Below are 23,616 nucleotides of genomic sequence, written 5' to 3' on the forward strand. Positions count from 1 at the left end.
GATAGAGCATGAGGGGCGACTCTCCCCTGCAGACTTTTGGGCTTCCCTGTTAGGCTGCTGATGAGCTCCCTGATTAGCCTGATTAGATCTACATTCGCTGGATTGACTATTTCTATCCTTTATGAATATCCAAGGCTTAGGATTAGCGAACCAAGATACATCCTTCGATCCTCCCATGAGCTTTACCACGGTTCGACCCGATCACCTGTCGATTATTGCCAGTGACTTCGATGCTCGCCCTATGAGTTTTCTGAAGGATGGCGAGCGGATGGGATACGAACCGGCGGTGACTAAAGCCGTCTGTGAGCTGCTGGGGCTGAAACCGATGTGGTTTAACCTGCCGATGCAAGACTTTTATACGGCCTTGAGCACGGGGCAGTACGATGTCATCTGGTTCAAGCAGGCGATTACCCAAGACCGGCGAGCCTGGGCCGACTTTACCCGCCCCTATGGCCGCTTTGATGAGGCAATCCTGGTACGGGATGAGAGTCCCATCCACGAGCCTAAAGACTTAGCCGGTAAGCGTTTGGGAGGCTTAGACGGTGGCACCAGCTTGGACCTGGCTCAATATTTGCCGGAGCTGGAACTGATGCCGTTTCCCGGTAACAATCGGGTCTTGCCGGATATGCTGCAGGCGCTCAAGGATAAAAAAATTGACGCCATTATCGATGATGCTCTGGTGTTGATGGCCGCAGAAGCCAACGATCCTACCTTTCGGGTGGCGTTTCCGATGCCCACTCGCCTGCCCTTCGGAGTGGGCGTTTTACCTGGTAACCGAGAATTACTAGAAGCCCTGAATCGAGCCATCACCAGTTTGATCGCTGACGGTAGCCTGAATAAGCTCTGGGGCCGCTGGATTCCCTACGTGCCATATCCGTTCTAGCTGGTTGACACATTGGGGAAAGCTCCTTAAAAACGTAGACAGGATTGGCTTATAGCCCCTTGGTGTCGCGGGTTTGGCGGCTTGATGCCCGCTTTGGCGTTTCAATGGAAATTCCTGCCGACGGCTTTACGAGCTAACGATTGCGAGCTAACGATAGACGCTGCGCCCTTCGCCAGGCAGCAGGGTGAGGCTATTGGGGCGGATGACTCTGCCGGCGGTGACTTCGATATCGCCGTCCCAGTCTTCTACGGCCAGAACTTTGTGGCCAGGACCTTCGTAGTCGTAGTAGCGGCAACGCTCCACGTTGGGACGTCGGAGGCTGCCTTCCCGCCGCATCTGGGCGCTGCCCGACTCGACGCACTCATAGGTATCGCCCTCGAACTCCAGTTTTTGCGGAGGGGGCAAGGTATTGATATCGAGGGATGAAACGGAGAGCGACAAGGCCACTTCGACTAGATCATCTTCTTCTACCGAGAGCCAGCGAATATCATCGCCGTCTTGCAGCATATACTCCAGCCAAGTGAAGCCCTCGTCGTCGTAGAATAGCTTGCCTTCGACCACCCAGTCGCGGCCCTCGTATTGAACGATGTCGCCAATGAGTAGATCGAAGAGGGAGGGTTGGCGCAGCCGGGAGGCGGTGTGATTCTGGGTCGATGGTTGCGAAGACCGCGATAGCCAAACCGCCAGGGCTGCAACTACGGCAATGACGAGCACAATTAATAAAGCAAGGGAAACCATGGGTATGAGGAAGAGGAGACGTCATGACATCGTAATCTCAGGACACATTAATCATAAAAGGCCCAGCGCGGGTCGGCTTGATAGCGAACGATGATGGGATGGGTTAAGCGATTCACCTGGACGCCGTCTAGGGAAATATCGGCGGGGAGAATGAATAGAGTAGGCAAGAGATCGGGGGTGAGAAACCGGGTAGGCACGGGCAGAGGTAGGGAGGCGGGCTGAATTGGCTGCTGACTGGCTAGGACAAAGCCCCAGGGACCAAAGCTGGGGACCTGGGTCTGATAAGGATGTACGGAAAAGTCTGTGGCTGCCAGGGTGGTAGCGATACAGGCGAAGGCTTTGGAGGCGAAAAAGGGGCTGGAGGCCTGGGTGACGAAGATACCATCGTTGGCCAGGTGCTGACGGATCTGACCGTAGAAGCCGAGGCTATAGAGTTTTGCGATCGCAGCCTGGTCCGGGTCTGGGAAATCGGCGATGACCACATCAAAAGCCGCCTCCAACTCAGGGACAATTTGGAACGCATCCCCATAGCGAATCTGTACCCGCTCATCGGCGAAGGCATGGTGATTGGCCCGCACCAGAGCCGGGTAATGACGGGCCAGCTGCACCATGGCGGGATCTAACTCCACCACTAGCACCTGTTCCACCTGGGGCCATTTCAGAATCTCCCGCAGGGCCATACCATCCCCCGCCCCCAGCAGCAGTACCCGATGGGGATGGGGACTAGCGGCCATGGCGGGATGGACCAGGGCTTCGTGGTAGCGGTACTCATCCAGGGTAGAAAGCTGCAGATCGCCATTGAGAAACAGTCGCACATCCTGGCCATAGCGTGTGAGGACGATGCGCTGATAGGCCGATTGTTGTCGGACCACGACTGGGGCACCATAGAGGGTATTTTCCAGCCGATTACTCAGGGGCACTGTTAGGGGGGCCAGGAGCAGCAGGGCGATGCCTAAGACCAACCCCCAACGGCGCCAGCGGCGTTGACCCGGAAATACGCGTCCTAGACCAAAGACCATCCAGGCCGGTAGGGCCCCGATGACAGCGGCTGAGGGAAACATGCCGATCAGCGGCAATAGCAAAATCGGGAACAGCAGGGAGCCAGCCAAGGCCCCAGCATAGTCGAGGGCCAGGACCCCAGCTAGGGCCTCGCGCACCCCCTGATCCAGTTCAATCAACCGGGTCAGCAAAGGGACCTCCATCCCGGCCAGGAGCCCCAAGATCACCGTCGCCAGGGCCAATCCTAACCAGAGGGGACCATCCAGGGCAAACAGGCTGAATAGCCCCAGGGGGAGTAGGGCCGTCAGGGGAGCAATCAGCATCTCTACCTGCAGAAATCGCCTCAGCAGGTGTCGTTGCATGGGCTCCCCAGTGTCTTGAGTCGCCACGAAGCGACTGAGATAGGACCCTAGGCCCATGGCCGCCAAAAAGCCGCCTACTGCCACACCGTAGGCCAAGGCCTGGTTGCCCACCAGATAGCTGGCCAGGGTGCCCAGCAGCAACTCTGCCGCCAGCCCACAGGCCGATGACACGGCGGCGGCTGCCAAAAGCCAGCGGACCTGGCGCTGATTTAGTTGGGCCACCGAACGGCTCATTTACCAGCGCCAATGCCGCCGCCGCGAAAGTCACCATAGGCCCTCCGGTTGGGTAGCGGCACCCACTGGCCGCCGCGATAGAGACCAGAAATACGAGTGCCGCGGCGAGACCAATAGAAGGGTTGGGTTTCTTGGCCTAATCGTAGGGCCGCGACTTGGGTATAGCTGCCGTAGATGGCCAGCAAGGCGATGACATAGGCGGCGAGGGCGGCAACTTTAGGCAGCATAGGAGTCTCCTTAGAATCGAACTGAAAGATGATTTGCAGAACACCTAAACACTAGTCAGAACAGGGTTTAGAAACTTTTCAGAGACATTGTCAGTGCTCAGGCAAGATGGCTAGACGTTTTGACAGAGCCTGCTTTGAAGACCTTGTAAGATGTCCTGTGCCAATTAGCGTTAGGTGCGTAGGCGAATGATTTCCGTAGGCTGTAAGGTGCGCACCCCTTCCTTGACAGCCAGGTAGGTATAGTCCACCGGGCCATCGGGCATCACTTCCACAGAGAAGCCATAGGAACCGCGCGGCTCTAGGACCAAGTCTAGGCTGACATGGCCCTTGGCACTGTCGATCTTGCCGTCTTCCCGGCGAAAGGTCAGGGGCACGGATAGACGGCGGCTGTAGATCTGCTCGCCATAGCCATCTTTAATAATCAGATGCGCCTGTAATTCCCGGGGAGAGGTTTCGTCTGATATCACATCGATGTTAACTCGCACTAGCTTGTCGGCACCGCCCAGGGTGGCCCGCCCGGCCACATCGCTATCATTGGCCCGCTCTGAAACCACCTTGCGGCCTGATTTGCCCACGGCCAGGCTGGTGATCAGGGCGATGACCAACACCCCGAAAAAGCCCACCCATAGGAAACGACTGTCAATGACTCCGTCTCGCACCGTGACCTCGAAGGACACGGGCTGGGCTAGGGGTTGACCACCGGTGCGGCCCTGCTCTAAGACGGTAATGGCTAGGGTAATGGGCTGATCGATGCTGGCTCGCCGAATATCGAAGCGCCCTTTTAGGTCTTGTTCTGACCAAGTGCCGCTTTCTCCGTCTTCCCGCCAGATGCCAGATTCTCGCCAGGCTTGTTTGATGCCAGAGGCCAGGAGATTATTTTGGCTGTCGAACACCTGTACCTCGAAGGTGAGCCAGGTATTTTTAGGTAGGCGGGCCCGGGTATCGATGCGAAGGGCCCCCAGCCCTCCCCGGGGTTGTACTGCTTCCAGACGAGTGGTCTCTTCTGGGGAGACCTGTACGGTGGTGTTCAACAGCCGGCGGGATAAGAAGGGGGAGACTACCACTGCGATCGCAAGTATCCCCAAGGCGCCTAGAGCAGCCAGGGGGGACCAATCCGTAAAACGGCGAGTGCGGTAAGGTTGAACATCAACCGGCATAGCCTAACCCCAGTGGTGTAAACGCTAGTAATACCATGGCAATAGTCGCTACCGATGCCCTTCTCTCTTAACAGCCTTTAATACACCTTGTCCAGAATTGCCTCGAGTGGACTCTAGCGCCAGGGTGATTACCACTATTGCAGGCAGACAGCCAGAGAGCTGGGGAGCAAATATTGGCCAATGGCTAAAAGCCCTGCCCGGTCTAAACAGTAGGCAACTTACCCAGCCCCTTTCAGGCCAAGCCCGAGACGGTGTCATAAATCTTGACTGGGTCAGCTTTCAGTTGCCTGCCACCCCGGCTCAATTCAGTCCCCAACCTTGGTAGGCTAAAGGCAATCTGAATTCTCAGGAGGTTGCTGTGCCAGTACTGCAAGATGTTTTGGCCACTGTCGGTTGGACCATACTATCTGTGGTGTTGTTTTACGGTGGGGTGCGGTTATTTGATCTGCTCGATCCCATTGACTATCAGGCGGAAGTCCGCAAAGGCAACATGGCGGCAGGGATCTTACTCGCTGCCGTGGTCGTAGCCCTAGCGGGCATTATCATTGCGATTATCTTTACTTAAAGCTGAAGCAACCAGAATGATACTGGCATGGCTATCAATAGCACCCAGTAGCGCCGACTTCCGGAGCCGTTCCCTAGCGACAGCTGCAGTGGTTGAATACGGGAATGGGAGTTGGATCGGCTGGCTGAGATTGATAGCTGGAACAGCCGTCACAGGGGCCAGAAGGGTTCACGGCACAGCGCAAATAGGGGGAGCGAGCATTCAGCTGACAGGTGGCATCACCGATGATGTAACCTGCCCCTTCCACATAATGTAAGCCCCGATCACCCTGCAACATGGTTTGCAAATTGGAGGCCGAGGGCGGCTCTAGACGGACAGGCTCAATGGTGGGCTGGCGATAGCGATAACTGATCCAAGCCGACACCATGGCCGGTCCCAGAGCAATCAGAAAAATTAAGAGAATGACTACCATAGATCCTGCTTATCCCTAGGCAATCGATCCTATCGTGGTCCTTCGATGGATCGAGCTGGTTTTAGCAGTTCTTAAGAGAGAGGGAGAGGGGGGGGAGAGGGAAGAATGAAGGATGAGGGATGAAGGATGAAAGGTGGGTAGGTGGGGTGATGGGGAAAAGGAAAACGGCATAGGGCATAGGGGACAGGGTAGGGGCGCGGTTGCCGCGCCCAATGTAGAAAATCTGAGCTAAACGATTAAGCGTGGTCTGATCGAGGTCTATCGCCACTGATTGATATGCCCTTCCGCAGAGTCCAGGGCAGCGGTTTGACTGCGCTCTAGGCATTGGCATTGGGGTCATAGGTAGAGGCCACATGCAGTTCGGCCAGTTGCCGGTCGTCTACCCCGGAGGGAGCCTGAGTCAACAGACAGCGAGCTTGTTGGGTCTTGGGAAATGCGATCGCATCGCGGATGGACTCTTCCCCTGCCAGTAGCATCACCAAGCGGTCGAGGCCATAGGCGATGCCGCCATGGGGCGGGGTGCCATACTCGAAGGCCTCGAGTAAAAAGCCAAACTTGTCATGGGCTTCCTGGGGCGAGAGGCCAATGGCGGCGAATACCTGCTGCTGCACATCGGGCTGGTAAATCCGCAGGCTACCGCCACCCAATTCATAGCCATTAAATACCAGGTCATAGGCTTGGGCCCGCGCCGTCTTCAGCTCGGCTAAATCCTCTGGATAGGGGGCCGTGAAGGGATGGTGCAGGGCTTCCAAACGCTCCTCATCAGCGTTCCACTCAAACATGGGAAACTCGGTGATCCACAGCAGATTGCATTGATCTGCCGGAATCAGATTCAGCTCCGCGGCCAGGGCTTGGCGCAACCGATCCAGGGTGGCATTGACCACCTCGGTCGGCCCGGCCCCAAACAAGAGTAGATGACCGTCAGTTGCCCCAGTGCGCTCCAGTAATCCCTGCTTTTGGGCCTGACTCAAGTTGTCCTTGATGGCCCCGATGGTGTCGAGGCTACCGCCATCCCGGACCCGCACATAGGCCAGTCCCTTGGCCCCAGCACCGATGGCAATCTTAAACAGGTCACCCCCCGGTTTAATGCGCACATTGGAGATGGCGTCGTTTCCCCCGGGAATGGGCAACACCTTCACCTGGCCCCCGGCGGCCACAGCAGCAGAGAACACCTTGAAGCCTGAGTCGACCACTAAATCGGAAACATTGACCAACTCTAAGCCGTAGCGCGTGTCTGGCTTGTCGGTGCCGTAGCGATCCATGGCCTCGGCGTAGGTGAGGCGCGGCAAGGGCAGTGGCAACTCCTGTCCCGTCACGATCTTGAAGATATGGGCCATCAGGGCTTCGTTGAGGGCCAGGATCTCCTCCTGATCCATGAAGCTCATCTCCATATCCAGCTGGGTAAACTCGGGCTGGCGGTCGGCCCGGAGGTCTTCGTCGCGAAAACAGCGAGCGATTTGGTAGTAGCGATCCAGCCCTGAGACCATCAGCAATTGCTTAAACAGCTGAGGGGACTGCGGCAAGGCAAACCATTCCCCCGGATTGGCCCGAGAGGGGACTAAATAGTCCCGCGCCCCTTCCGGCGTCGAGCGGGTCAGCACCGGGGTTTCCACTTCCACAAACCCCTCTTGGTCTTCTAGGAAGCGGCGAATGGCCTTGATCACCTGGTGCCGCAGCTGTAGATTGTGGCCCATGCGCTCTCGCCGCAAGTCTAGGTAGCGGTAGCGCAGTCGCAATTCTTCCCGCACCGGTTCTGGCTCGATGGTCGAGACTTGAAAGGGGAGCGGTTTGCGCACCCCGTTTAAAATTTCCAACTGATCGGCGTAGATTTCTACCGCGCCGGTGGGCAGCTTGGGATTTAGGGATGCCTCCGGGCGCTGGCTGACGCGGCCGGTGATCTTAACCACATATTCATTGCGCACCTGATCGGCAAAGGAATGGGAGGCGGGGGTGCGTTCTGGGTCGCTGACAATTTGCACGATACCGGTGCGATCGCGCAGATCCACGAAAATGACGCCCCCGTGATCTCGCCGTCGGTCGACCCAACCAAATAGGGTGACGGTCTGGCCGATATGCTCTGGCCGCAGCTGGCCGCAGTAATGGGTGCGCATGGTGAAGGTGCGATCGCAACAGCGTAACTACAAAACCTCTCCATTATCCAGGATCATGGAAATCCTGACGCCCTAAATCAGCAGAAATTGTGAACAGCGGGGGAGAGGGGGAGAGGGGGAGAGAGGGAAGGCAGAAGTCAAAAGGCAGAAGTCAGAAAGGTCCATCGCCTCCCCGCCGATGCGACGCGATCCATCACGACTAACTGACAGGCCCTTCCGCGGGGTCCAGGGCGGCGGAACGCCCTGGTCGTAGGAGTCCGAGGGGAACGAGATCCCCTCGGGTGAGCCCCCCGAGCTACATGATTAAGCGTGGCCTTATCGGGGGCCACCGCCATTGATCGACATGCCCTTCTGCACGAGCAGTTCGCCGCACTCATCCACTGGTCTACTCCCTGCCTCAATGACCAACACCTATCTCTACCGAGTCTTGCTCCTGCAGCAGACCGGTCAATAGAGACCTGGGCTGATGATCATGGGGCCAGGCGAAGGCATGGCGGAAAGCAACTTCCTGGCACCGCTGTAATTCATCGAAGCCAATGATGTCGTAGGTGAGTAGCGTCTCGTATTCGAAAGGCAATCGCACATTGTGCAATCCAGCATTATCGGTACAGATGGCAATATCAACCCCGGCGTCAAAGCAGCGATCAAAGACTGGTCGCAGTTGCTGCAAGCTGTCTAGGGTACCGGTCTTGAGATAAGTGGTAGGACAAACTTCTAAGCACTGTCCTCGAGCCGCTATCTCTGGCAATAAGTGTGGATACTGCAGGGGAATTTGAATGCCATGGCCAATTCGCATTAAATAGGGCAACAGCTCTGGATAGCAACCCTGAGGAGTCTCATACAGATGGCCAGTGGTATTGAGGCCCAGCTCCCGAGCATAACCGTAGAGCTGCACAAACTCCTCTAAGCGTTCACCGTATTGGGCATCCCCCCCAGCCATATCCACGGCACAGACATAATCAGGATACTGAGCCGCCAACTCTACAATGGCCCGATTCACCTCATAGGGTAGGCGTGAATGCATGCACAGAATTTGGCGGGCCATAATGGGATATTCCGACTGTTGGCTAGCTCGACCGACAATCTCCACAATCTCCGTCATCCTATCGATGCGCTCGGTTTGAGGCAAATAGTCTGGTGTCCGCAGATAGGGAGTGTAGCGCAACTCTAGATAGGCCAGATTCTCGAACACATAGGCCCCCCGTAGCAGGCGATAGATAAAGTAAGGCAATGCCTCCTGGGTTTGCACACTCTCAACCAGGGTGTGTAACTCCAGATATTCAGCTAAAGTCTTACGGGGTTGGGTATAGAACTGCTCGAAAGCAGCATAGTCGGCAAAGGGCTGGGTCAGATCAGGGCGGTTGCGTTGAAAATAACGCCAGAGAATGCGGGGCACCACTGAGCCCCCCAGATGGCGGTGCAGTTCAGCATACAGACTCATAGAAACCTCGGTGTGAAGAGTGCGTCGACAGCGATGAATACCTAGTGCCATCCCTATCCAAATCGGCACCTGGATATCAAGCAAGCTATTGTCCCCGAACCCGATGGGGTTGTTAAAAAAGGTGTAGTTATTCCTATGTTCTATCGTATATATCAAAAATTGCGTATATAATCTCTACCCTAAATTTAGTTTGGTTGTGTGGCGGCTGGATAGCTGGTCTAGTGATACAGCCACTCCGGCCTCGGGAGAGTGGCTATCTAGGAGTGTTGTTGATGAACCCTACCATTCGCTGCCGTCAAGCCTCGATGGCTGATCTGCCTGATATCCTGCGCCTCTATGCCCAGCCAGATCTAGATAATGGCAAGGTACTCTCTACGGCTGCAGCCACGAGTATTCTGGAGCACTTAGACAGTTACCCTGACTACCACCTCTACGTGGCCCTGGGGGACTCCCGCGTCGTGGGCACGTTTGCCCTATTGATCATGGATAATCTGGTCCATGCTGGCACCCCTTCGGCCGTCATTGAAGCCGTAGCTGTCGATCCGAGTTGGCAGCACCAAGGGGTGGGGACATATATGATGTACTATGCCCTGCGTCTAGTCAGCAAAAGGGCTGTGACAAAGCTACCCTGTCATCGAGTTTGAAACGCACTCGGGCCCATCGGTTTTATCAATCCCTTGGCTTCGAGCTCCATGGGTATAGCTTTCGTGCCTCAACGTCAACCATGGCAACTATGAATTATGTTGACATTGGGTACAGGCCCTGAGGATAATGGTCATTTGTGTGAACGATAGCTTTTGAAAACCGTTGGCAAACGTCGTTGTAATTGGTGCCCAGTGGGGCGATGAAGGCAAGGGCAAAATCACTGATTTGCTAAGCAGGTCGGCCGATGTTGTGGTGCGCTATCAAGGGGGAGTCAATGCTGGTCATACGGTCGTTGTCAAAGATCAAACCTTCAAGTTGCATTTGATTCCATCGGGGATTCTCTATCCTGATACCCAATGCATCATTGGTGGCGGCACGGTCATTGACCCCAAGGCACTCATCGGCGAGTTAGATAAGCTGGAAACCCTCAATATTTCCACTCGTAACCTCTTTATTTCTGAGGCTGCCCATGTCACCATGCCCTACCACCGGTTGATCGATCAGGCGGCTGAAGAACGGCGGGGCAGCAAAAAAATTGGCACGACTCGGCGAGGTATTGGGCCTACCTATGCGGATAAGTCGGAGCGTACGGGGATTCGAGTCGTTGACCTGATGGATGCTGGCGCCTTACAGGAGCAACTGGAGTGGACGATTCAATATAAGAACGTCATTCTAGAGAAGCTCTATGATCTGCCTCCCCTCGATCCGCAGGCTGTGATTGATGAATATGCCCAATATGCCGAACGGTTGAGATCCCACGTTGTTGACAGCTCCTTGCGCATCAACACTGCCATTCGTCAGCGGAAAAACGTCTTGTTCGAGGGCGCCCAGGGGACGCTGCTGGATCTCGATCATGGCACTTATCCCTATGTCACCTCTTCCAATCCGGTAGCCGGGGGCGCCTGCATTGGCTCCGGCATTGGCCCCACCGTCGTCGATCGAGTGATTGGGGTGGCCAAAGCTTATACCACCCGAGTTGGCGAGGGCCCTTTCCCGACGGAATTGACTGATTGTCTGGGCAGACAACTGTGCGATCGCGGCGCTGAATTTGGCACCACCACTGGCCGTCAACGCCGGTGCGGCTGGTTCGATGCCGTCATTGGTCGTTATGCCGTACGCATCAACGGTCTCGATTGTCTAGCCATCACCAAGCTAGACGTCCTAGATGCCATGGATGAGATCAAAGTTTGCGTGGCCTACAACCTGGATGGTAAACCCTGTCACGAGCTACCAGGGAGTGCCCGTCAGTTTAACCGCTGTCGCCCCGTGTATAAGACCTTGCCGGGCTGGAAGCAATCCACTGCCCACTGCCGCTCCCTCGATGATCTGCCCAAGCAAGCCCTAGGCTATTTGAAATTCTTGGCAGAACTGATGGAAGTTCCCATTGCCATTGTGTCCCTGGGGGCCAGCCGAGATCAAACCATCATTGTGGAAGATCCCATCCATGGTCCTAAACGGGCCTTGCTCTACGAAAACGGTGCCTCTCAGGTAGCCTAATCCGTTCTCTGTCTCTTCGAGTACTTGTTCAGGTAAGTCATCCTATGGAACTCACGATTGAATGTAGCACCCGCGATCCGAAAGCCAAGGCCAATGTCCTGCGGCGGCAAGGGCTACTGCCTGCCGTACTCTATGGTCACAATGGCACTGAGTCTCTATCATTGACGGTGCCAACCCTTGATGCTGAGGCGTTGCTGCGGCGAGCCTCGGTCAACAATACTCTGGTCAATGTCAAGGTCTCCGATACCGCTTGGAAGGGAAAAGCCCTGATTCGAGAGGTACAGACCCATCCCTGGAAAGAAAAGTTGGTGCACCTCAGCTTCTTCGCCGTGGCTGGCCAAGACGAAGTGGAGGTAACCGTGCCTCTGAACTACTCTGGTGAGGCCTCAGGGGTCAAGGACGAAGGAGGCATTCTGAATACGGAGCTGAATGAATTGACAATTAAGTGCAGCCCCGAGTCGATCCCCGAGGTGATTGATATTGATGTGTCTAATCTAGGAGTTGGTGATTCCCTGACCCTAGGAGACCTGGTGTTGCCCAAAGGGGTAGAAGCCGTGGGCGAGTCTGAGGTATCTGTCGTAGCCGTGCTGCCTCCGAAGAAAGAAGCGGCCCCTGAAGAAGAATTGGCAGAAGAGTCGGATGTGACGATTCCTTCAGAGATTGCCGAAGTCCTGGGGAATGAGTAGATTTTAAGCCAGCTCTAATCCTTGCCCCCTGCTTGATTGTCAACGCAAAGCTAGGGACGCTTCCCTGGCTTTTGGCGTTCTCTGGGGAGCAGAGCATTTGACTAGGGAGCAGCTATTCGCTCCAATGATCTCGGGAGACATGCCCGTTGCTATCAGGGCTCTCGGGACGAGGCTGTTGGCAGAGGCATCCCCAGGATAGCCCCTGGCGTGATGATCTGATCGTAGCCGCCTCTGAGGGGGGCTATACCGTCCCCTAGGGGCCTTTGTCGTCGGGCTGTCGAGTTTAGTCGTTGTCCAGGGCATGCCCGATTCTCTAGGGGATTCCCATGGGAGCTGCTGGGTAAGTAAGACTGTTGTTGTTTACAGTGACATTATTTATGGCTGAGTCCACCCTGCCTGCGCTGATTCAAGCATTATTACAGCCCCAGGCCTATCCCCATCCAGTGACGCAACCGATGCGGCTGATGCAGACCCATGTGTCTTATGTGCTGCTCACGGGGGAATATGCTTACAAACTGAAAAAGCCAGTCAACTTCGGCTTTCTAGATTACTCCACCCTGGAGAAGCGCCACCATTTCTGCCAGGAAGAACTCCGCCTCAATCAGCGAGCTGCCGCTCCCCTCTATCTAGACGTATGTCCTGTGACCCAGCAGGGGGATCAATATCGTCTGCAGGGGGAAGGCCAGGCTGTGGACTATGCCGTCAAGATGCGTCAGTTTCCTCAAGATGCACTGCTCAGCCATCTATCTGAGCAAGGAGAACTGAGTGAAGAGCTCCTACGCCGCTTAGCCGAACGGGTAGCCGATTTCCACCGTCGGGCTGAGACCAGCGACTACATTCGCGCCTTTGGGGAGCTATCTCAGGTACGCCAAGCCATCGATGAAAACTATGACCAAACCGTAGATTTCATCGGCGGTCCCCAGACTCAACAACAATTTGACGAGACTAAAGCCTACACCGATCGCTTCTTTGCCGAGCGGGCTGACCTATTTCGCCAGCGTCAGGAACAGGGCTGGATCAGAGCCTGCCATGGTGATCTGCATCTGGGCAATATTTGCTACTGGCAAGACCAGCTACTGTTATTTGACTGCATCGAGTTCAACGAGCCCTTTCGCCTCGTCGATGTCATGTACGACATCGCTTATATCGTCATGGATCTTGTGCTCAGGGAGCGGTCGGATCTCACTGGCCCCTTCTTGAGTCACTATGTCGAGCAAACAGGGGATTGGGAAGGGTTGCAGATATTGCCCCTCTATGTCAGCCGTCAGGCCTATGTGCGGGCCAAGGTGACTTCATTCTTATTGAAAGATCCCTCGGTGGCTGAGGCCGATAAGCAGCAGGCTAGTGCCACTGCTGCCCGTTACTATCGGCTGGCTTGGTCCTATGTGCAGCCGCAGACCGGGGCTTTGTATGTCATGGCGGGGCTCTCTGGCTCTGGTAAGACCACAGTGGCTCGAGAATTGGGGTGCCAGTTGAGCGCCATTCATCTGCGCTCCGATGCGGTACGGAAACATTTGGCTGGGGTGCCCTTACACCAGCGGGGCGGTGATGATCTCTATACTGCCGAGATGACTCAACGCACCTACAAGCGGCTGCTAGAGCTGGGTCTAATGCTGGCTCAGCAGGGATACCGAGTCATCTTAGATGCCAAGTATGACCGGCAGGCGCTACGGCAATCGGTGATCGAACAGGCCCAGGCCCATGGGTTGCCCCTCCAGATTTGTTACTGTACGGCGCCCCAGGCGGTGCTGGAAGAGCGGCTCCAGGCTCGGCAAGGAGATATTGCTGATGCCACCGTGGCGGTATTGACCAAGCAGTCTATGGAGTCGTTTACGGCCGCAGAAGAGCCCTGGGTGACCACGGTCGACACTACTCGAGATTTGTCTGACCAGGCGGCCAATATTGTCAACCGTACTCGCTAAAATGAACAGGCGCGGCGATGGCCTACTACGCAAGGGGCTGCCGTCGTGGTAAGTCGTCCTATGATGGACTGCCGTGGTTGACAAAACTGATTTGTTCGACAAGGCGGCTCCGGTCGCCCTCAAAATCTGGCTGGCGTTTCTGCTGATCTTCGTAGTTCTGGGCTATCCGGTGCTGGCCAGTATCCTTTTTGGTGCGATCGCAGGTATGGCTGGGGGCATGGTCTCGGCCTGGTGGGCCACCCCTGGAGGAGAACCTATCCCCGATGCCAATACGCCCTTGCGGCGGGTGGGACGGCGGCTGAAACAAGGCCAAGAACAGCTGCGGCGCCTGCCTATGCCCTTCGGGAGTCCGCGGCAGCGGCAGCGCTATTCTCGACCGCGCCGTTAGAGCCCTCCATGTTTCTGCTGCTGTCTAAACTGTTGCCGCTGCTGCTCTATCCTCTGGGGTTGGCCTGCCTATTGTTATTAGTGGCCTTGGTGTTGTTGTGGCGGCGACCACGGTGGGCTGCCGGTGCGATCGCAACCTCCTTAGCCCTATTATTCATTAGCAGCAATAGTTGGGTGGCCGATCGATTCCTGCAATCCCTGGAATGGCAACATCTTCCTAGTGAGCTGCCCAACGCCGACGCCATTGTAGTGTTAGGCGGGGGAATGCGTCCCGCCAGTTCCCCCCGAGCCTGGGTAGAAGTATCAGAAGCGGGCGATCGGGTTCTGCACGGTGCTCGTCTTTACCTGGCTGGTAAAGCCCCCTGGCTGATCCTCAGTGGTGGCCGCATTCCCTGGTTAGATGGCGGCGGTGCTCCCGAATCATCCGATATGGCTGCCTTGGCCACCGCCTTAGGGGTGCCCGAGGAAGCCATTCTGCAGGATCCCACCTCCCTCAACACCTATCAAAATGCCATCAATGTCAAGGCCCTACTGCAGACCTATAGCCTAGAGCGGGTGTTACTGGTCACCTCAGCCCTGCATATGCCTCGGGCCCTGGCCCTCTTTCGCCATCAAGGCATTGATGCCGCGCCTGCCCCTACAGACTTTCTCCTGTCCAAGGCCCGCCTGCAGACAGCCCCCCAGTGGCAAGCCCACCTGGTGAATTTCTTTCCCGACGCCCGCTACCTCCATGAAGTCACCCAAGCCCTTAAGGAGTATCTGGGGCTGCTGGTCTATCGCCTGCGGGGGTGGCTTTGAGGGGGAGGACGGAGGGCGGAGAGCGGAGGGCGGAGGACGGAGGGCGGAGAGCGGAGAGTAAAGAGTGAAGAGTGAAGGGTGAAGGGTGAAGAGTGAAGAGTGAAGAGTGAGGGGTGAAGGGTGAAGAGTGATGGGGTGATGGGGTGATGGGGAGTGAGTAGCGTGGGTCATTTTACCTAGGCGGGGGAAATTATGAGTGGCCAGAGAAGGACCCACGGGGGAAAGAGAGGACGGAGGGCGAAGGAAAGTGATGAGTTTTGAGTTTTGAGTGAATGGTTTGGCTCCCTGTCAAACAGTGGTTGGGCGGGAGAGTAGGTCGATAGCGGATAGAGGGTAGGGGCGCGGTTGCCGCGCCCAATGCAGAAAACTCCTCCGGAGCCGCTTCGCGAACACTACAAGCGGTTTGCCCTGGTCGTCAGAGTCCGAGGGGATCTCGTTCCCCTCGGGTGAGTACCCCGAGCGACACGATTAAGCCTGGTCTTATCGAGGTCTATCGCCGCTGACCAACAAGCCCTGCTGCAGGGGTCAGGGTAGAAGGGTCAGGGGCGTAGTTGCTGCGCCTAGGAAAGGCTGCTCGGCGATCACCGCCAGGCCCACAGACTCTAACAACTCTTGCCAGCGGGCTTGTAGCTCTGGATCCTCCGGATCAGCCATTTGCAGCTCGGCTAGGGTACCCACAGCATCGAACCAAACGCCGTGGCTAGCGTAGAGGCCAACCTGTTCAGAGCGATTGGCGGTAGCCAAGGCAGCTGCCAGATCATCTTCGGGGGTTATCCGATGTACCCAGCCATCGACCCGTAGGTCCCCGCGGCGGTTGTTGGGGTTGCAGATGATTGCCACGGACCATTGATAATCTTGACCGATTTCGAGGGCAGGCAGGCCACTGTGCTGCGGCAATGAGACACTGGCAATGCCGGCCTCATTAGCCACACTTAGGGTGCTGCTATAAATCAGTTGCCGGTCCCCTTCTGGATTAGCTTGATAGAGGCTGAACTCAACAAAGCGGGCCTGGCTGCGAGGCATGTACCAGAAAAAGGTGGGATAGGCCTCGGTGGTTAAGCCTAGGTTGGTGTCCGGCAGTAGGGCCACTAAACGACTAGGGCGACCCAATACACAGCCCCGAGTCGCGGCACCTTCTCGCCGACCGGGCAACCCTCGATTGGGTGGCTGAAAGGGTTCGGCCCAGGCCAGAGGTGCAACCGCCATGCTGCTAAGCCACAAATAGCAGACAAGTCGAGCAATGGAGAGGTGAGTCATGGGCTATGCCCCCGGTGTAACAACAGAGTAGACAAGTGCACCCAAAACGCTTGATTATGACTTAGACGGCGAAGCAGCCAGAATTGCCTCGAAGGGACTTTAGTCTAGCTCACCCATAGTGTTCCTGCTCATAGCAAATCCAAGGTGGGACTAGTCGTTATCCGTTGGGTGACCACGACCGCTGGATGGAGCCGAGATGTATTAATGACGGAGATGCCATGATGGCTCGATCGCTACTGATGATGACCCTGGTAGGCATTGGCTTGATGGCAACCATGCCGATCCTGGCAGGACTGGACCGGCCATCCGTGGCTGCGGACCAATCGACTGGCAATGATGCAGCCGACTCAGGGTCTCCTGAGTTGCAGACCCATGTGGAGCCGGGACAGTTCCAACTGCGATTTCCGCTGGCTTGGCAGGTAGAACAGCATCAGGATGGCTCTATTTCTATTACCAACCATGGAACAGATGATCCGGAACGAGCCTCCCAAGCCACTGATGTCCTCACCGAAGTCCGTCTCGTGCAAGAACATCCTCAGGACTATGTGCCTCAGGCGATTGAAACTATTGCCGAGAATGGATATCAGGTGATTCATTATCGTCCAGTGGTCGTAGATGAGCGCTCGGCCTTGCGACTGTGGATGGCAGAATTACCGGACGATCTAGCCAATGCCATGACCACCTATGTGGGCTATGCCAGCTACGGCACTGCCGTGATTACTAGCTACTATGGGGAGCCCACTGCCGAGGGTGAGGCGCTGATTGAGCAAGTCCATGACTCGTTTCAGTTGGTCTTCGACTGATAGGTGATGGTGGTAAGGGAGCCTACTAATCGGGCGTGACACCCCTGTTACAGTGGGAGACAACGCATTCAAGATAGTAGTGTGAGCCAAGTTCTCATGGTGGTGCATCAAGCCACCTCTGATCCAGGCCTGGTAGGGCAGCAATTGCGGCAGCGGGGCTATGGCTTGGATATGTGCTGTCCGGCCGAGGGAGAGCCCTTACCGCAGGATCTAGAGGCCTATGAGGCCGTGGTGGTCTTCGGCGGCCCCATGAGTGCCAATGACGATGACACCCTGCCATTTATTCGGCAGGAATTGCACTGGATTGAGCGGATACTGACAACAGACACTCCATTTTTGGGTATCTGCCTGGGGGCGCAACTGCTGGCCAGAACCCTGGGAGCCCAGGTTTATTCCCATCCGCAGGGCCTGAGAGAAATTGGCTATTTCCCATTGCAGCCGACGGTGGCTGGCCAGGCCTATTTTGCTGACCCGATGGCGGTATATCACTGGCATCAAGAGGGGTTTGAGTTACCTCGCCGAGCGATGTTGCTGGCTCAGGGCAATTGGTTTCCCCATCAGGCCTTTCGCTACGGCCAGGCCTATGGATTGCAATTTCACCCAGAAATCACCACCGAGTTGATCCACACCTGGACGACTAAGGGAGCCGACCAACTGACTTTGCCCGGTGCCCAGCCCCGTGATCGCCAGCTAGCTGGCCACCGCCAACATGGTCCAGGTGTGGCCCATTGGCTGCAGGGATTTCTGGAGCGTTGGCTGATCTCAGATAAGGCGAGCCGTGAACAAGATCGTCTCATCGCCTGAGATTACGGCAAATCCCAATTGGGTAAAGCACAGTGCCAAGATCTCTCCAACCCCCATTACCAAGATACCGCTAGCGTTTTCAGCAAGCCTTATATGATATGAAGTGCTATTGCCGCTTACTTATCTCCGAGATGTAGACTACAACACTTACCATTTGTGGCGAAGTTCGGTTAAAGTCTGAGGTATAACCAAGCTACAGTCGAAGCACATAGGTCAATTTTATGAAGGCAAGGGCGCTGATTGTCTACGGTGCAATTACAATCTCGCTTATATCAGGGGTGGCTCTGGGCAAGCGGGCACTAGGCGATCCTGTTTGCTATCTTGAATTTCAAGACGGAGAGGTGATGGATTTGGAAGAACTCTGTGGCACTAGAACACCTAGCACACCGGCTAACCCTCCGATTGAACTAGGTGATTCAGAGACACGGGCTGCTATGGCAGCTACCGGTATCACGATAGAAGATATTCAGGAATTGCGGCAGATGGCGGCTCAAGATCCTAATGCGGCAGCTGAACGTTTGAGGAATATTCTTTGTTCTCAAATGCCGGATGGTGAATGCACTATTTCACTGGCAGAGATCCATATTGACACTGGCTTAGACTAAGTTATGACACCTGCTGAACAGCGTCTTGGAGTGGAATCAACAGATCTAAATCAACAAGTTGTTTTAGTCCGAAAGAAAGGTTCGATAACAATTTCCTTCCTTTTGCAAATTTTATCTAATAAATACTCAATCAATATTTTTTCTCCTGACTCAATAGCATCAAATGACTATTGCTACTTGGTCATTTACAGCTTAAAGGGTCACGATTGGATATTAGTTCAAGAGTTTGGCCCCTGTGCTAGTGATGATATTGGAGATGAGAGTCTGGCAAGAGAGTTTTCTTGTAGAATAACTACTCCCGTATTTGTTTTCGAGCAAAGTGACACAGGCCTTTTCTTAAAATATTCTATCTGGGAAAGCTGCTTTGTTAAGGAAAAATTCGAGTTCCGCGAAGAAGGATTTTTTGGCAATGAAGATGTAAATTTGAGTAACTTTAACCAGCAACCAAATATTAGTAGATTGTTGCTCATGAGTGATGATTTAGTAGAGGAATATGGTGGCAATATTCCATTTGAACATAATTGTATCGTTTGCTCTTCTTTTAGAAGAGTATCTGCAAACGAAGTTGGTAATCCATACAAATTTGTTTCTAATACCTTTGAGAAAGCAGGTGCGTATATTCCTGGATTAGAGTGGAGCCTGAGCAGGAGTAAAAGTAAAAGACAAAAACTAATCGATTCCTTATTTTCTATTGGTTCTTCAATTTATCTTAGTGATTTCCGAGAAATAGTCTTTACTAAAGTTAATCAGAGCCTAACAGGAGAGTCTTAGTGATACTTACAAAAATACTGCTTTCAAGGTTATTAGTTACTTTGTCTACTCTAGTACTTGTTGAGGCATTTCTTAATATAGAAGTAAAAGCTCAAACTATTCCACATAGTACTATTATTGATCTTTCGTGTAGCGATGATACTCCAGTTACTAGAACACAAATTGAAAGTATTCGAGCTCGACCAGGAATTGTCTACAAAGATGCAACGACACTAGAGCTTGCTTTTGAGGCTTTTGCACTAGAAAGCGCTTATAAGCAAAAGTCGGACGATATTTTTTATTCTCCGCGAGCCGATAAAAATGTAATGCCTGATGCGGTCACAACGTTCATCTATATTAACTTGAATCCGTTTAGATTCAGAGTTTACTATCCTGGTGTGTTCATTGATGCCAAATCAGGAAGGAGCAGAATTATGCTCAGTTCGGGAAACAACCAAACACTAGGATTTATTGATCACTTAGCAAATGTCGCCCAAATCGGTAGAGAGGGTTTTGTACTACCACAACTCAGGTATCTCACAGTTGGCGATACTGTTATCGGTAACAGTACAATTGCTGAGGCTCAAAAAGAAGGAGTTATGCTGATGCAGCGCATCGCCTGTAATAATCCTGGTGGGGCCATCGGCGTTGATGAATTCTATATGGGTAGGCTAGTTACGTTAGAATCGGGTCAGGTTTTTAGCGCTGGAAGACCGGGGACAATGTTCAGAAACATTAATCCGCTACCTCCACCGAATCCTTATTAAGCCTACATGCCCATCTATGTCTTGATTCCTTGATTTATATTTCCGAGCGTTTTTTTAAGCAATGTTGTTAGGCGTCATAGCACCAAGCTAGTTTAGTTTGCTTTTGACGTCCAGTGAAGAAACTAATCAGCGCAACAGACTGCAAAGATGTTAGGATTAAAGCTCCATTAGTCTTCCATAGGTATGCATTACTTTTTTGCCTGACGGTCATTGCAATCAATCTTTGCGCTGTTACCCGAGGTGGTATTTGAACCCAACCCAAGATATTATGGAGTGGGCACTGGTCTGGTAATGTAGGATGAACGCCGTTAAGCTTCATTGGGTAAGGGTTTTAGAAGTTTAGCGACCGATTGCCTCAAACCTTGGCTGGGTGAACGTTTGGGCAGGCCATCCCACTTTTAGAAACCAGTGCCAACCTTGATACCAGCAATCTCGATTTCTTCGTTCATGACTCCAACTTAGCGAAGCTTGCTACCTCCATTCCCTAAGTTTCCTTTAATTTCCTGGGACGGTTATTGATCGGCTTACACAAAAATCTGAACACTCTGATCTTCATTTCAGATTTATTATTTCAAAATTTATATTATTTTCTAATTTTACATCAGATGAAAAATTTATGGCGTTGTCGCCTTTACTTACATTATTGCTGACAATGTTATGATTTCCTCCTAGACTGGCTTTAATCAAAATACTGCCGTTTAATATGTTTTGATTGATTTGTACACCATGCATTTGTCCAGGCTTCTGATTTGTGTCTGCATTCACGTATATTAATTCTGTGTCCGTGATGTTTGACAAAAGTTGATTACCAAGAATCATAACGTTCATAATATCAGGAATTTTGTATAGCCCAATGTAACTGTTGCCAACGTTTTGCTTAATACTGACCCCTTTTACTTTTGTGCCTCCACAGCACTCTTGAATAAGAATCCCCTCACCATCAATGCTTTGATTTGAGGTATTACTAAGGAAATGTCGATAAACTTGGTAAGTATTTCCCTCTATAATGACATTCCAACCAGACCAATCAATCGCTCGGTTCTCATAAGTAATATTCGGTGGTATTCGATCTGAATCATTCAGATAAGGTGGTCCTAGTCCCCATCTATCTGTGTACCAGCGTTTATCGGCCTTATCAAGGACAATATTATCCTTAATAACTAAACCATCACCAGAAGCATGAATACCAACACTCATGGTGTGATAAACCCAATTATTTCGAATTATAATCCTCTTCCTAAATAAACCCTTCTCTTTTTCAGGAGTTGCTAATGGCTCAAAGAGAATAGAGCCATTCTTAAAGCGGTTGACGCTAATGCCGTAATGATTAGTGTAATTAAAGGGAACCTTCCAGCCTTCTGCCAAAACTTCTACAGAGCCATTCTTACGCTGTATCTGATAGTTATCTTGTTCAAAGCTGTCAGTAATATTATCGTTCAGACGATTATTTGCAATCAGGACATTACTCTTTGCTGTAACTTTGATATTGGCTGACAGCAGGTCAGAGAACCGTAGCCATGGCGACTGAAACTCAAGATTAGGGACATATGGGTTGGGTGTAGCTACATTGTTTTGGCGAATGCCATAGATAACGATATTGCTATTCTGAGACTCGTCAATATTGTTTCCAAAAGTTACCGCAGCACGATTAATATCGAGATTAATCAACCCTATATTTCTATCAATGTCTGGGTTCGTAGTTCTGATAGTTTTAAAGGCTGTCTTATTAGGTGTCCCCGTACCAGATTGAACAGGCTGATATTGAGGGAAAATTAATTTGGTCCGAGGTGAATAGCTATCATTTTTAGCATCTTGTAGTATTGGAGACGCTCCCCGTATTACAATACCTTCCTTCAAAACTAAGTCTTCTTCGAAGATGTAGGTACCTGCAGGTAAGAAAATAACTCCACCTCCTCGTGTGTAGGCAATATCCCGTGCCAAGTTAAAACGTTCTTGATCAGAACTTCCTGAAAAATCTTCAATATTATATACACATGACCATGGCAAGGAGTTGGTCCAGCTATATTCAGGGTATTGGTGTGCAAGTGGATTGTTGGTTGGTCCACCAAGATAACTACCACAGGCTGTGTCCTGGTATCCTATGCGACAGTTAATCAGCACAACAAACACGAAGACGAGTACTAAAGCACCTCTAATCTTCCATGTATATGCGTTGTTCTTTTGCCTCACGGTCATTGCAATCAACCCTTTCGCTGTTACCCGAGGTAGTATTTGGACCCAACCCAAGATATTATGTGTATTCGCTATTGTCATCCTGCACCTTCTAATCCTCTTTAAGGAACGGCAGCCAATAAGGCGTCCTAACCAGTGGAAGTTACAAGTATTTGGTTGGCTGGCCTTACTGGCTTCAGGTATTATCTCAACCCTACTGAGTCCATTTCCTAGCCGTTCTTTCTTTGGCCATAGTATTACCGCTGATGGATGGCTGTATTGGTTATTAATAGCAGGCTTTGTACTCACAAACAGCCTGGTTTTGAAGCAATATCCTCGTCTATTTCTCTGGCAGCTTAGAGGAATTCTAGTTGGCGCGACGCTGGTAGCATTAAGCATGTATCCCCAGTTTTTGAACTGGAAATTAGACTATACAGCTGATTCAGGACAACTTTGGCCTGGCACTGAACACGTATTGGCTACTGGCATCTATCAGGATCACCAGCCAGTTGGGTTATACTCGCATCGGGGTTACGCAAGCTTTGCCTTAGCCATTGCATCAGTTCTATCTCTGGTAGCCCTGAAAAAGCAATGGCTTTCTGCTCGAGTAGCACTTCCTTTGACTGCACTCCATGCAATAACGCTTAGTCTGGCTCGGGTCAGAGGTGCCATGCTTGCGATGCTTTTAGCCTGGCTCTGGCTCGCTTGGACCACACCCCGGCGTCGGTCTACGCAGCAACTGATCATCGCTTTGAGCTTAATAGGCCTATTAAGTTTTGGTTGGACTACGATGGAGCGACGAGTTATCAATGCTGATTTCTACGCTTCTACGCCATTCAGAGTAGCTCTCAAGCATTTTACCTCTGATAGAATATTTCTATGGCAGAAAGCTTGGCAAGGTATCCTGAAACGCCCTTGGTTCGGTTGGGGCTTCAGCGGCTATTCCATTGCAGATACATACTATCTGTGTCCTGAGGGAACAGAACCAGTTATTTTAGAGGACTACTTCACGCATTGTCAGCTAGAGACTGGTGAAACCGTTCAGGTTTCTGCCAAAGCAATTCATGCCCACAATGTTTTCTTAGACAAGTACATAGCACTGGGCGTAGTTGGAGCAAGCATCTACCTTGTTCTCATGAGCTACTATGCTTTAGCCGTACTTAAGGCCAAACCAGAGATATTAGCCTTGGTGATCACATATGCTAGCTATATGCTTACCTGGTATGATTGTGGACAACTCAGTCATTTAGGTTGGTGGGCACTCAGCATTCAAACTAGTCTTCGGCACACTTCGGTTATTAATAACGACCACTGATATGCTCTCTAGGTGTCCCACTATCGCATGGGCACATGGATCTAGTTTCAAGGCTAACCATAAATCGCTTATCAGGTTT

Annotated in this window: 23 protein-coding genes; 14 read left to right on the top strand and 9 right to left on the bottom strand. The window is 52.7% G+C overall.

Annotation, left to right across the window (positions count from 1 at the left end):
* The first annotated feature begins 121 nt into the window (after positions 1 to 121).
* Entirely contained in the window at positions 122 to 883 is a 762-nt protein-coding gene (locus tag XM38_RS23595) for a substrate-binding periplasmic protein (protein ID WP_225889395.1), read from the top strand.
* Positions 884 to 1,030: 147 nt separating this feature from the next.
* Here the strand turns inward: XM38_RS23595 and XM38_RS23600 are convergent, their stop codons facing one another.
* From XM38_RS23600 to XM38_RS23615, 4 genes are all read right to left on the bottom strand, one after another.
* Complete coding sequence (locus tag XM38_RS23600; protein WP_080811798.1) at positions 1,031 to 1,621, bottom strand: DUF4178 domain-containing protein; 591 nt, start codon at positions 1,619 to 1,621, stop codon at positions 1,031 to 1,033.
* A 47-nt stretch (positions 1,622 to 1,668) separates the two neighbouring features.
* Positions 1,669 to 3,216 carry a polyamine aminopropyltransferase gene (locus XM38_RS23605; RefSeq protein WP_088431240.1) on the bottom strand — a complete coding sequence of 516 codons (1,548 nt, stop codon included), beginning with the start codon at positions 3,214 to 3,216 and terminating at the stop codon, positions 1,669 to 1,671.
* The gene (locus XM38_RS23610) at positions 3,213 to 3,443 is read right to left on the bottom strand and encodes a hypothetical protein (protein WP_080811803.1); all 231 of its coding nucleotides are present in this window, start codon (positions 3,441 to 3,443) and stop codon (positions 3,213 to 3,215) included. The genes XM38_RS23605 and XM38_RS23610 overlap by 4 nt, the downstream gene beginning before the upstream one ends.
* Positions 3,444 to 3,613: 170 nt before the next feature.
* Positions 3,614 to 4,600, bottom strand: a complete 987-nt coding sequence (locus tag XM38_RS23615) for a hypothetical protein (protein WP_088431242.1) — start codon at positions 4,598 to 4,600, stop codon at positions 3,614 to 3,616.
* 358 nt (positions 4,601 to 4,958) lie between these two features.
* On the opposite strand from XM38_RS23615, the gene XM38_RS23620 reads away from it, so the two are divergent.
* Entirely contained in the window at positions 4,959 to 5,165 is a 207-nt protein-coding gene (locus XM38_RS23620) for a DUF350 domain-containing protein (RefSeq protein ID WP_088431246.1), read from the top strand.
* Between the two features lie 73 nt (positions 5,166 to 5,238).
* Here the strand turns inward: XM38_RS23620 and XM38_RS23625 are convergent, their stop codons facing one another.
* The 3 genes from XM38_RS23625 to XM38_RS23635 form a co-directional block, all read right to left on the bottom strand.
* Complete coding sequence (locus XM38_RS23625; protein ID WP_080811807.1) at positions 5,239 to 5,577, bottom strand: DUF6464 family protein; 339 nt, start codon at positions 5,575 to 5,577, stop codon at positions 5,239 to 5,241.
* 317 nt (positions 5,578 to 5,894) lie between these two features.
* On the bottom strand, positions 5,895 to 7,688 hold the full coding sequence (gene aspS, locus XM38_RS23630; RefSeq protein WP_080811809.1) for an aspartate--tRNA ligase: 1,794 nt from the start codon (positions 7,686 to 7,688) through the stop codon (positions 5,895 to 5,897).
* Between the two features lie 397 nt (positions 7,689 to 8,085).
* Positions 8,086 to 9,129: an adenosine deaminase gene (locus XM38_RS23635; RefSeq protein WP_080811810.1), complete on the bottom strand. Its 1,044-nt coding sequence runs from the start codon at positions 9,127 to 9,129 to the stop codon at positions 8,086 to 8,088.
* Positions 9,130 to 9,401: 272 nt separating this feature from the next.
* On the opposite strand from XM38_RS23635, the gene XM38_RS23640 reads away from it, so the two are divergent.
* The 6 genes from XM38_RS23640 (at position 9,402) to XM38_RS23665 (ending at position 15,064) form a co-directional block, all read left to right on the top strand.
* Entirely contained in the window at positions 9,402 to 9,773 is a 372-nt protein-coding gene (locus XM38_RS23640) for a GNAT family N-acetyltransferase (protein ID WP_202978956.1), read from the top strand.
* A 163-nt stretch (positions 9,774 to 9,936) separates the two neighbouring features.
* The gene (locus tag XM38_RS23645) at positions 9,937 to 11,271 is read left to right on the top strand and encodes an adenylosuccinate synthase (RefSeq protein ID WP_088431248.1); all 1,335 of its coding nucleotides are present in this window, start codon (positions 9,937 to 9,939) and stop codon (positions 11,269 to 11,271) included.
* Between the two features lie 44 nt (positions 11,272 to 11,315).
* Positions 11,316 to 11,957 carry a 50S ribosomal protein L25/general stress protein Ctc gene (locus XM38_RS23650; protein ID WP_080811812.1) on the top strand — a complete coding sequence of 214 codons (642 nt, stop codon included), beginning with the start codon at positions 11,316 to 11,318 and terminating at the stop codon, positions 11,955 to 11,957.
* Between the two features lie 377 nt (positions 11,958 to 12,334).
* Positions 12,335 to 13,879 carry a bifunctional aminoglycoside phosphotransferase/ATP-binding protein gene (locus tag XM38_RS23655; protein WP_080811813.1) on the top strand — a complete coding sequence of 515 codons (1,545 nt, stop codon included), beginning with the start codon at positions 12,335 to 12,337 and terminating at the stop codon, positions 13,877 to 13,879.
* A 73-nt stretch (positions 13,880 to 13,952) separates the two neighbouring features.
* Positions 13,953 to 14,267, top strand: a complete 315-nt coding sequence (locus XM38_RS23660; RefSeq protein WP_080811815.1) for a hypothetical protein — start codon at positions 13,953 to 13,955, stop codon at positions 14,265 to 14,267.
* Positions 14,268 to 14,275: 8 nt separating this feature from the next.
* Positions 14,276 to 15,064, top strand: a complete 789-nt coding sequence (locus XM38_RS23665; RefSeq protein WP_088431250.1) for a YdcF family protein — start codon at positions 14,276 to 14,278, stop codon at positions 15,062 to 15,064.
* Between the two features lie 525 nt (positions 15,065 to 15,589).
* Here XM38_RS23665 and XM38_RS23670 read toward each other — a convergent pair.
* Positions 15,590 to 16,270 (bottom strand): DUF928 domain-containing protein, encoded by a 681-nt coding sequence (locus XM38_RS23670; RefSeq protein WP_187329526.1) that lies wholly within the window; start codon positions 16,268 to 16,270, stop codon positions 15,590 to 15,592.
* 269 nt (positions 16,271 to 16,539) lie between these two features.
* On the opposite strand from XM38_RS23670, the gene XM38_RS23675 reads away from it, so the two are divergent.
* The 5 genes from XM38_RS23675 (at position 16,540) to XM38_RS23695 (ending at position 20,050) form a co-directional block, all read left to right on the top strand.
* Positions 16,540 to 17,124, top strand: a complete 585-nt coding sequence (locus tag XM38_RS23675; RefSeq protein WP_088431252.1) for a hypothetical protein — start codon at positions 16,540 to 16,542, stop codon at positions 17,122 to 17,124.
* An 81-nt stretch (positions 17,125 to 17,205) separates the two neighbouring features.
* Complete coding sequence (locus XM38_RS23680) at positions 17,206 to 17,928, top strand: glutamine amidotransferase-related protein (RefSeq protein ID WP_225889396.1); 723 nt, start codon at positions 17,206 to 17,208, stop codon at positions 17,926 to 17,928.
* 221 nt (positions 17,929 to 18,149) lie between these two features.
* On the top strand, positions 18,150 to 18,533 hold the full coding sequence (locus XM38_RS23685) for a hypothetical protein (protein ID WP_080811822.1): 384 nt from the start codon (positions 18,150 to 18,152) through the stop codon (positions 18,531 to 18,533).
* Positions 18,534 to 18,536: 3 nt separating this feature from the next.
* Positions 18,537 to 19,304 (top strand): hypothetical protein, encoded by a 768-nt coding sequence (locus XM38_RS23690; RefSeq protein WP_080811824.1) that lies wholly within the window; start codon positions 18,537 to 18,539, stop codon positions 19,302 to 19,304.
* Positions 19,305 to 19,345: 41 nt separating this feature from the next.
* The gene (locus XM38_RS23695; protein WP_187329527.1) at positions 19,346 to 20,050 is read left to right on the top strand and encodes a hypothetical protein; all 705 of its coding nucleotides are present in this window, start codon (positions 19,346 to 19,348) and stop codon (positions 20,048 to 20,050) included.
* A gap of 552 nt (positions 20,051 to 20,602) precedes the next feature.
* On the opposite strand, the gene XM38_RS23700 is transcribed toward XM38_RS23695, so the two are convergent.
* Entirely contained in the window at positions 20,603 to 22,180 is a 1,578-nt protein-coding gene (locus tag XM38_RS23700) for a glycosyl hydrolase family 28-related protein (protein ID WP_187329528.1), read from the bottom strand.
* On the opposite strand from XM38_RS23700, the gene XM38_RS23705 reads away from it, so the two are divergent.
* Entirely contained in the window at positions 22,152 to 23,537 is a 1,386-nt protein-coding gene (locus tag XM38_RS23705) for an O-antigen ligase family protein (RefSeq protein WP_088431256.1), read from the top strand. The two genes, XM38_RS23700 and XM38_RS23705, sit on opposite strands and share 29 nt — an antisense overlap.
* The last annotated feature ends 79 nt before the right edge of the window (positions 23,538 to 23,616 follow it).

Source organism: Halomicronema hongdechloris C2206 (assembly GCF_002075285.3).
Taxonomy (GTDB): domain Bacteria; phylum Cyanobacteriota; class Cyanobacteriia; order Phormidesmidales; family Phormidesmidaceae; genus Halomicronema_B; species Halomicronema_B hongdechloris.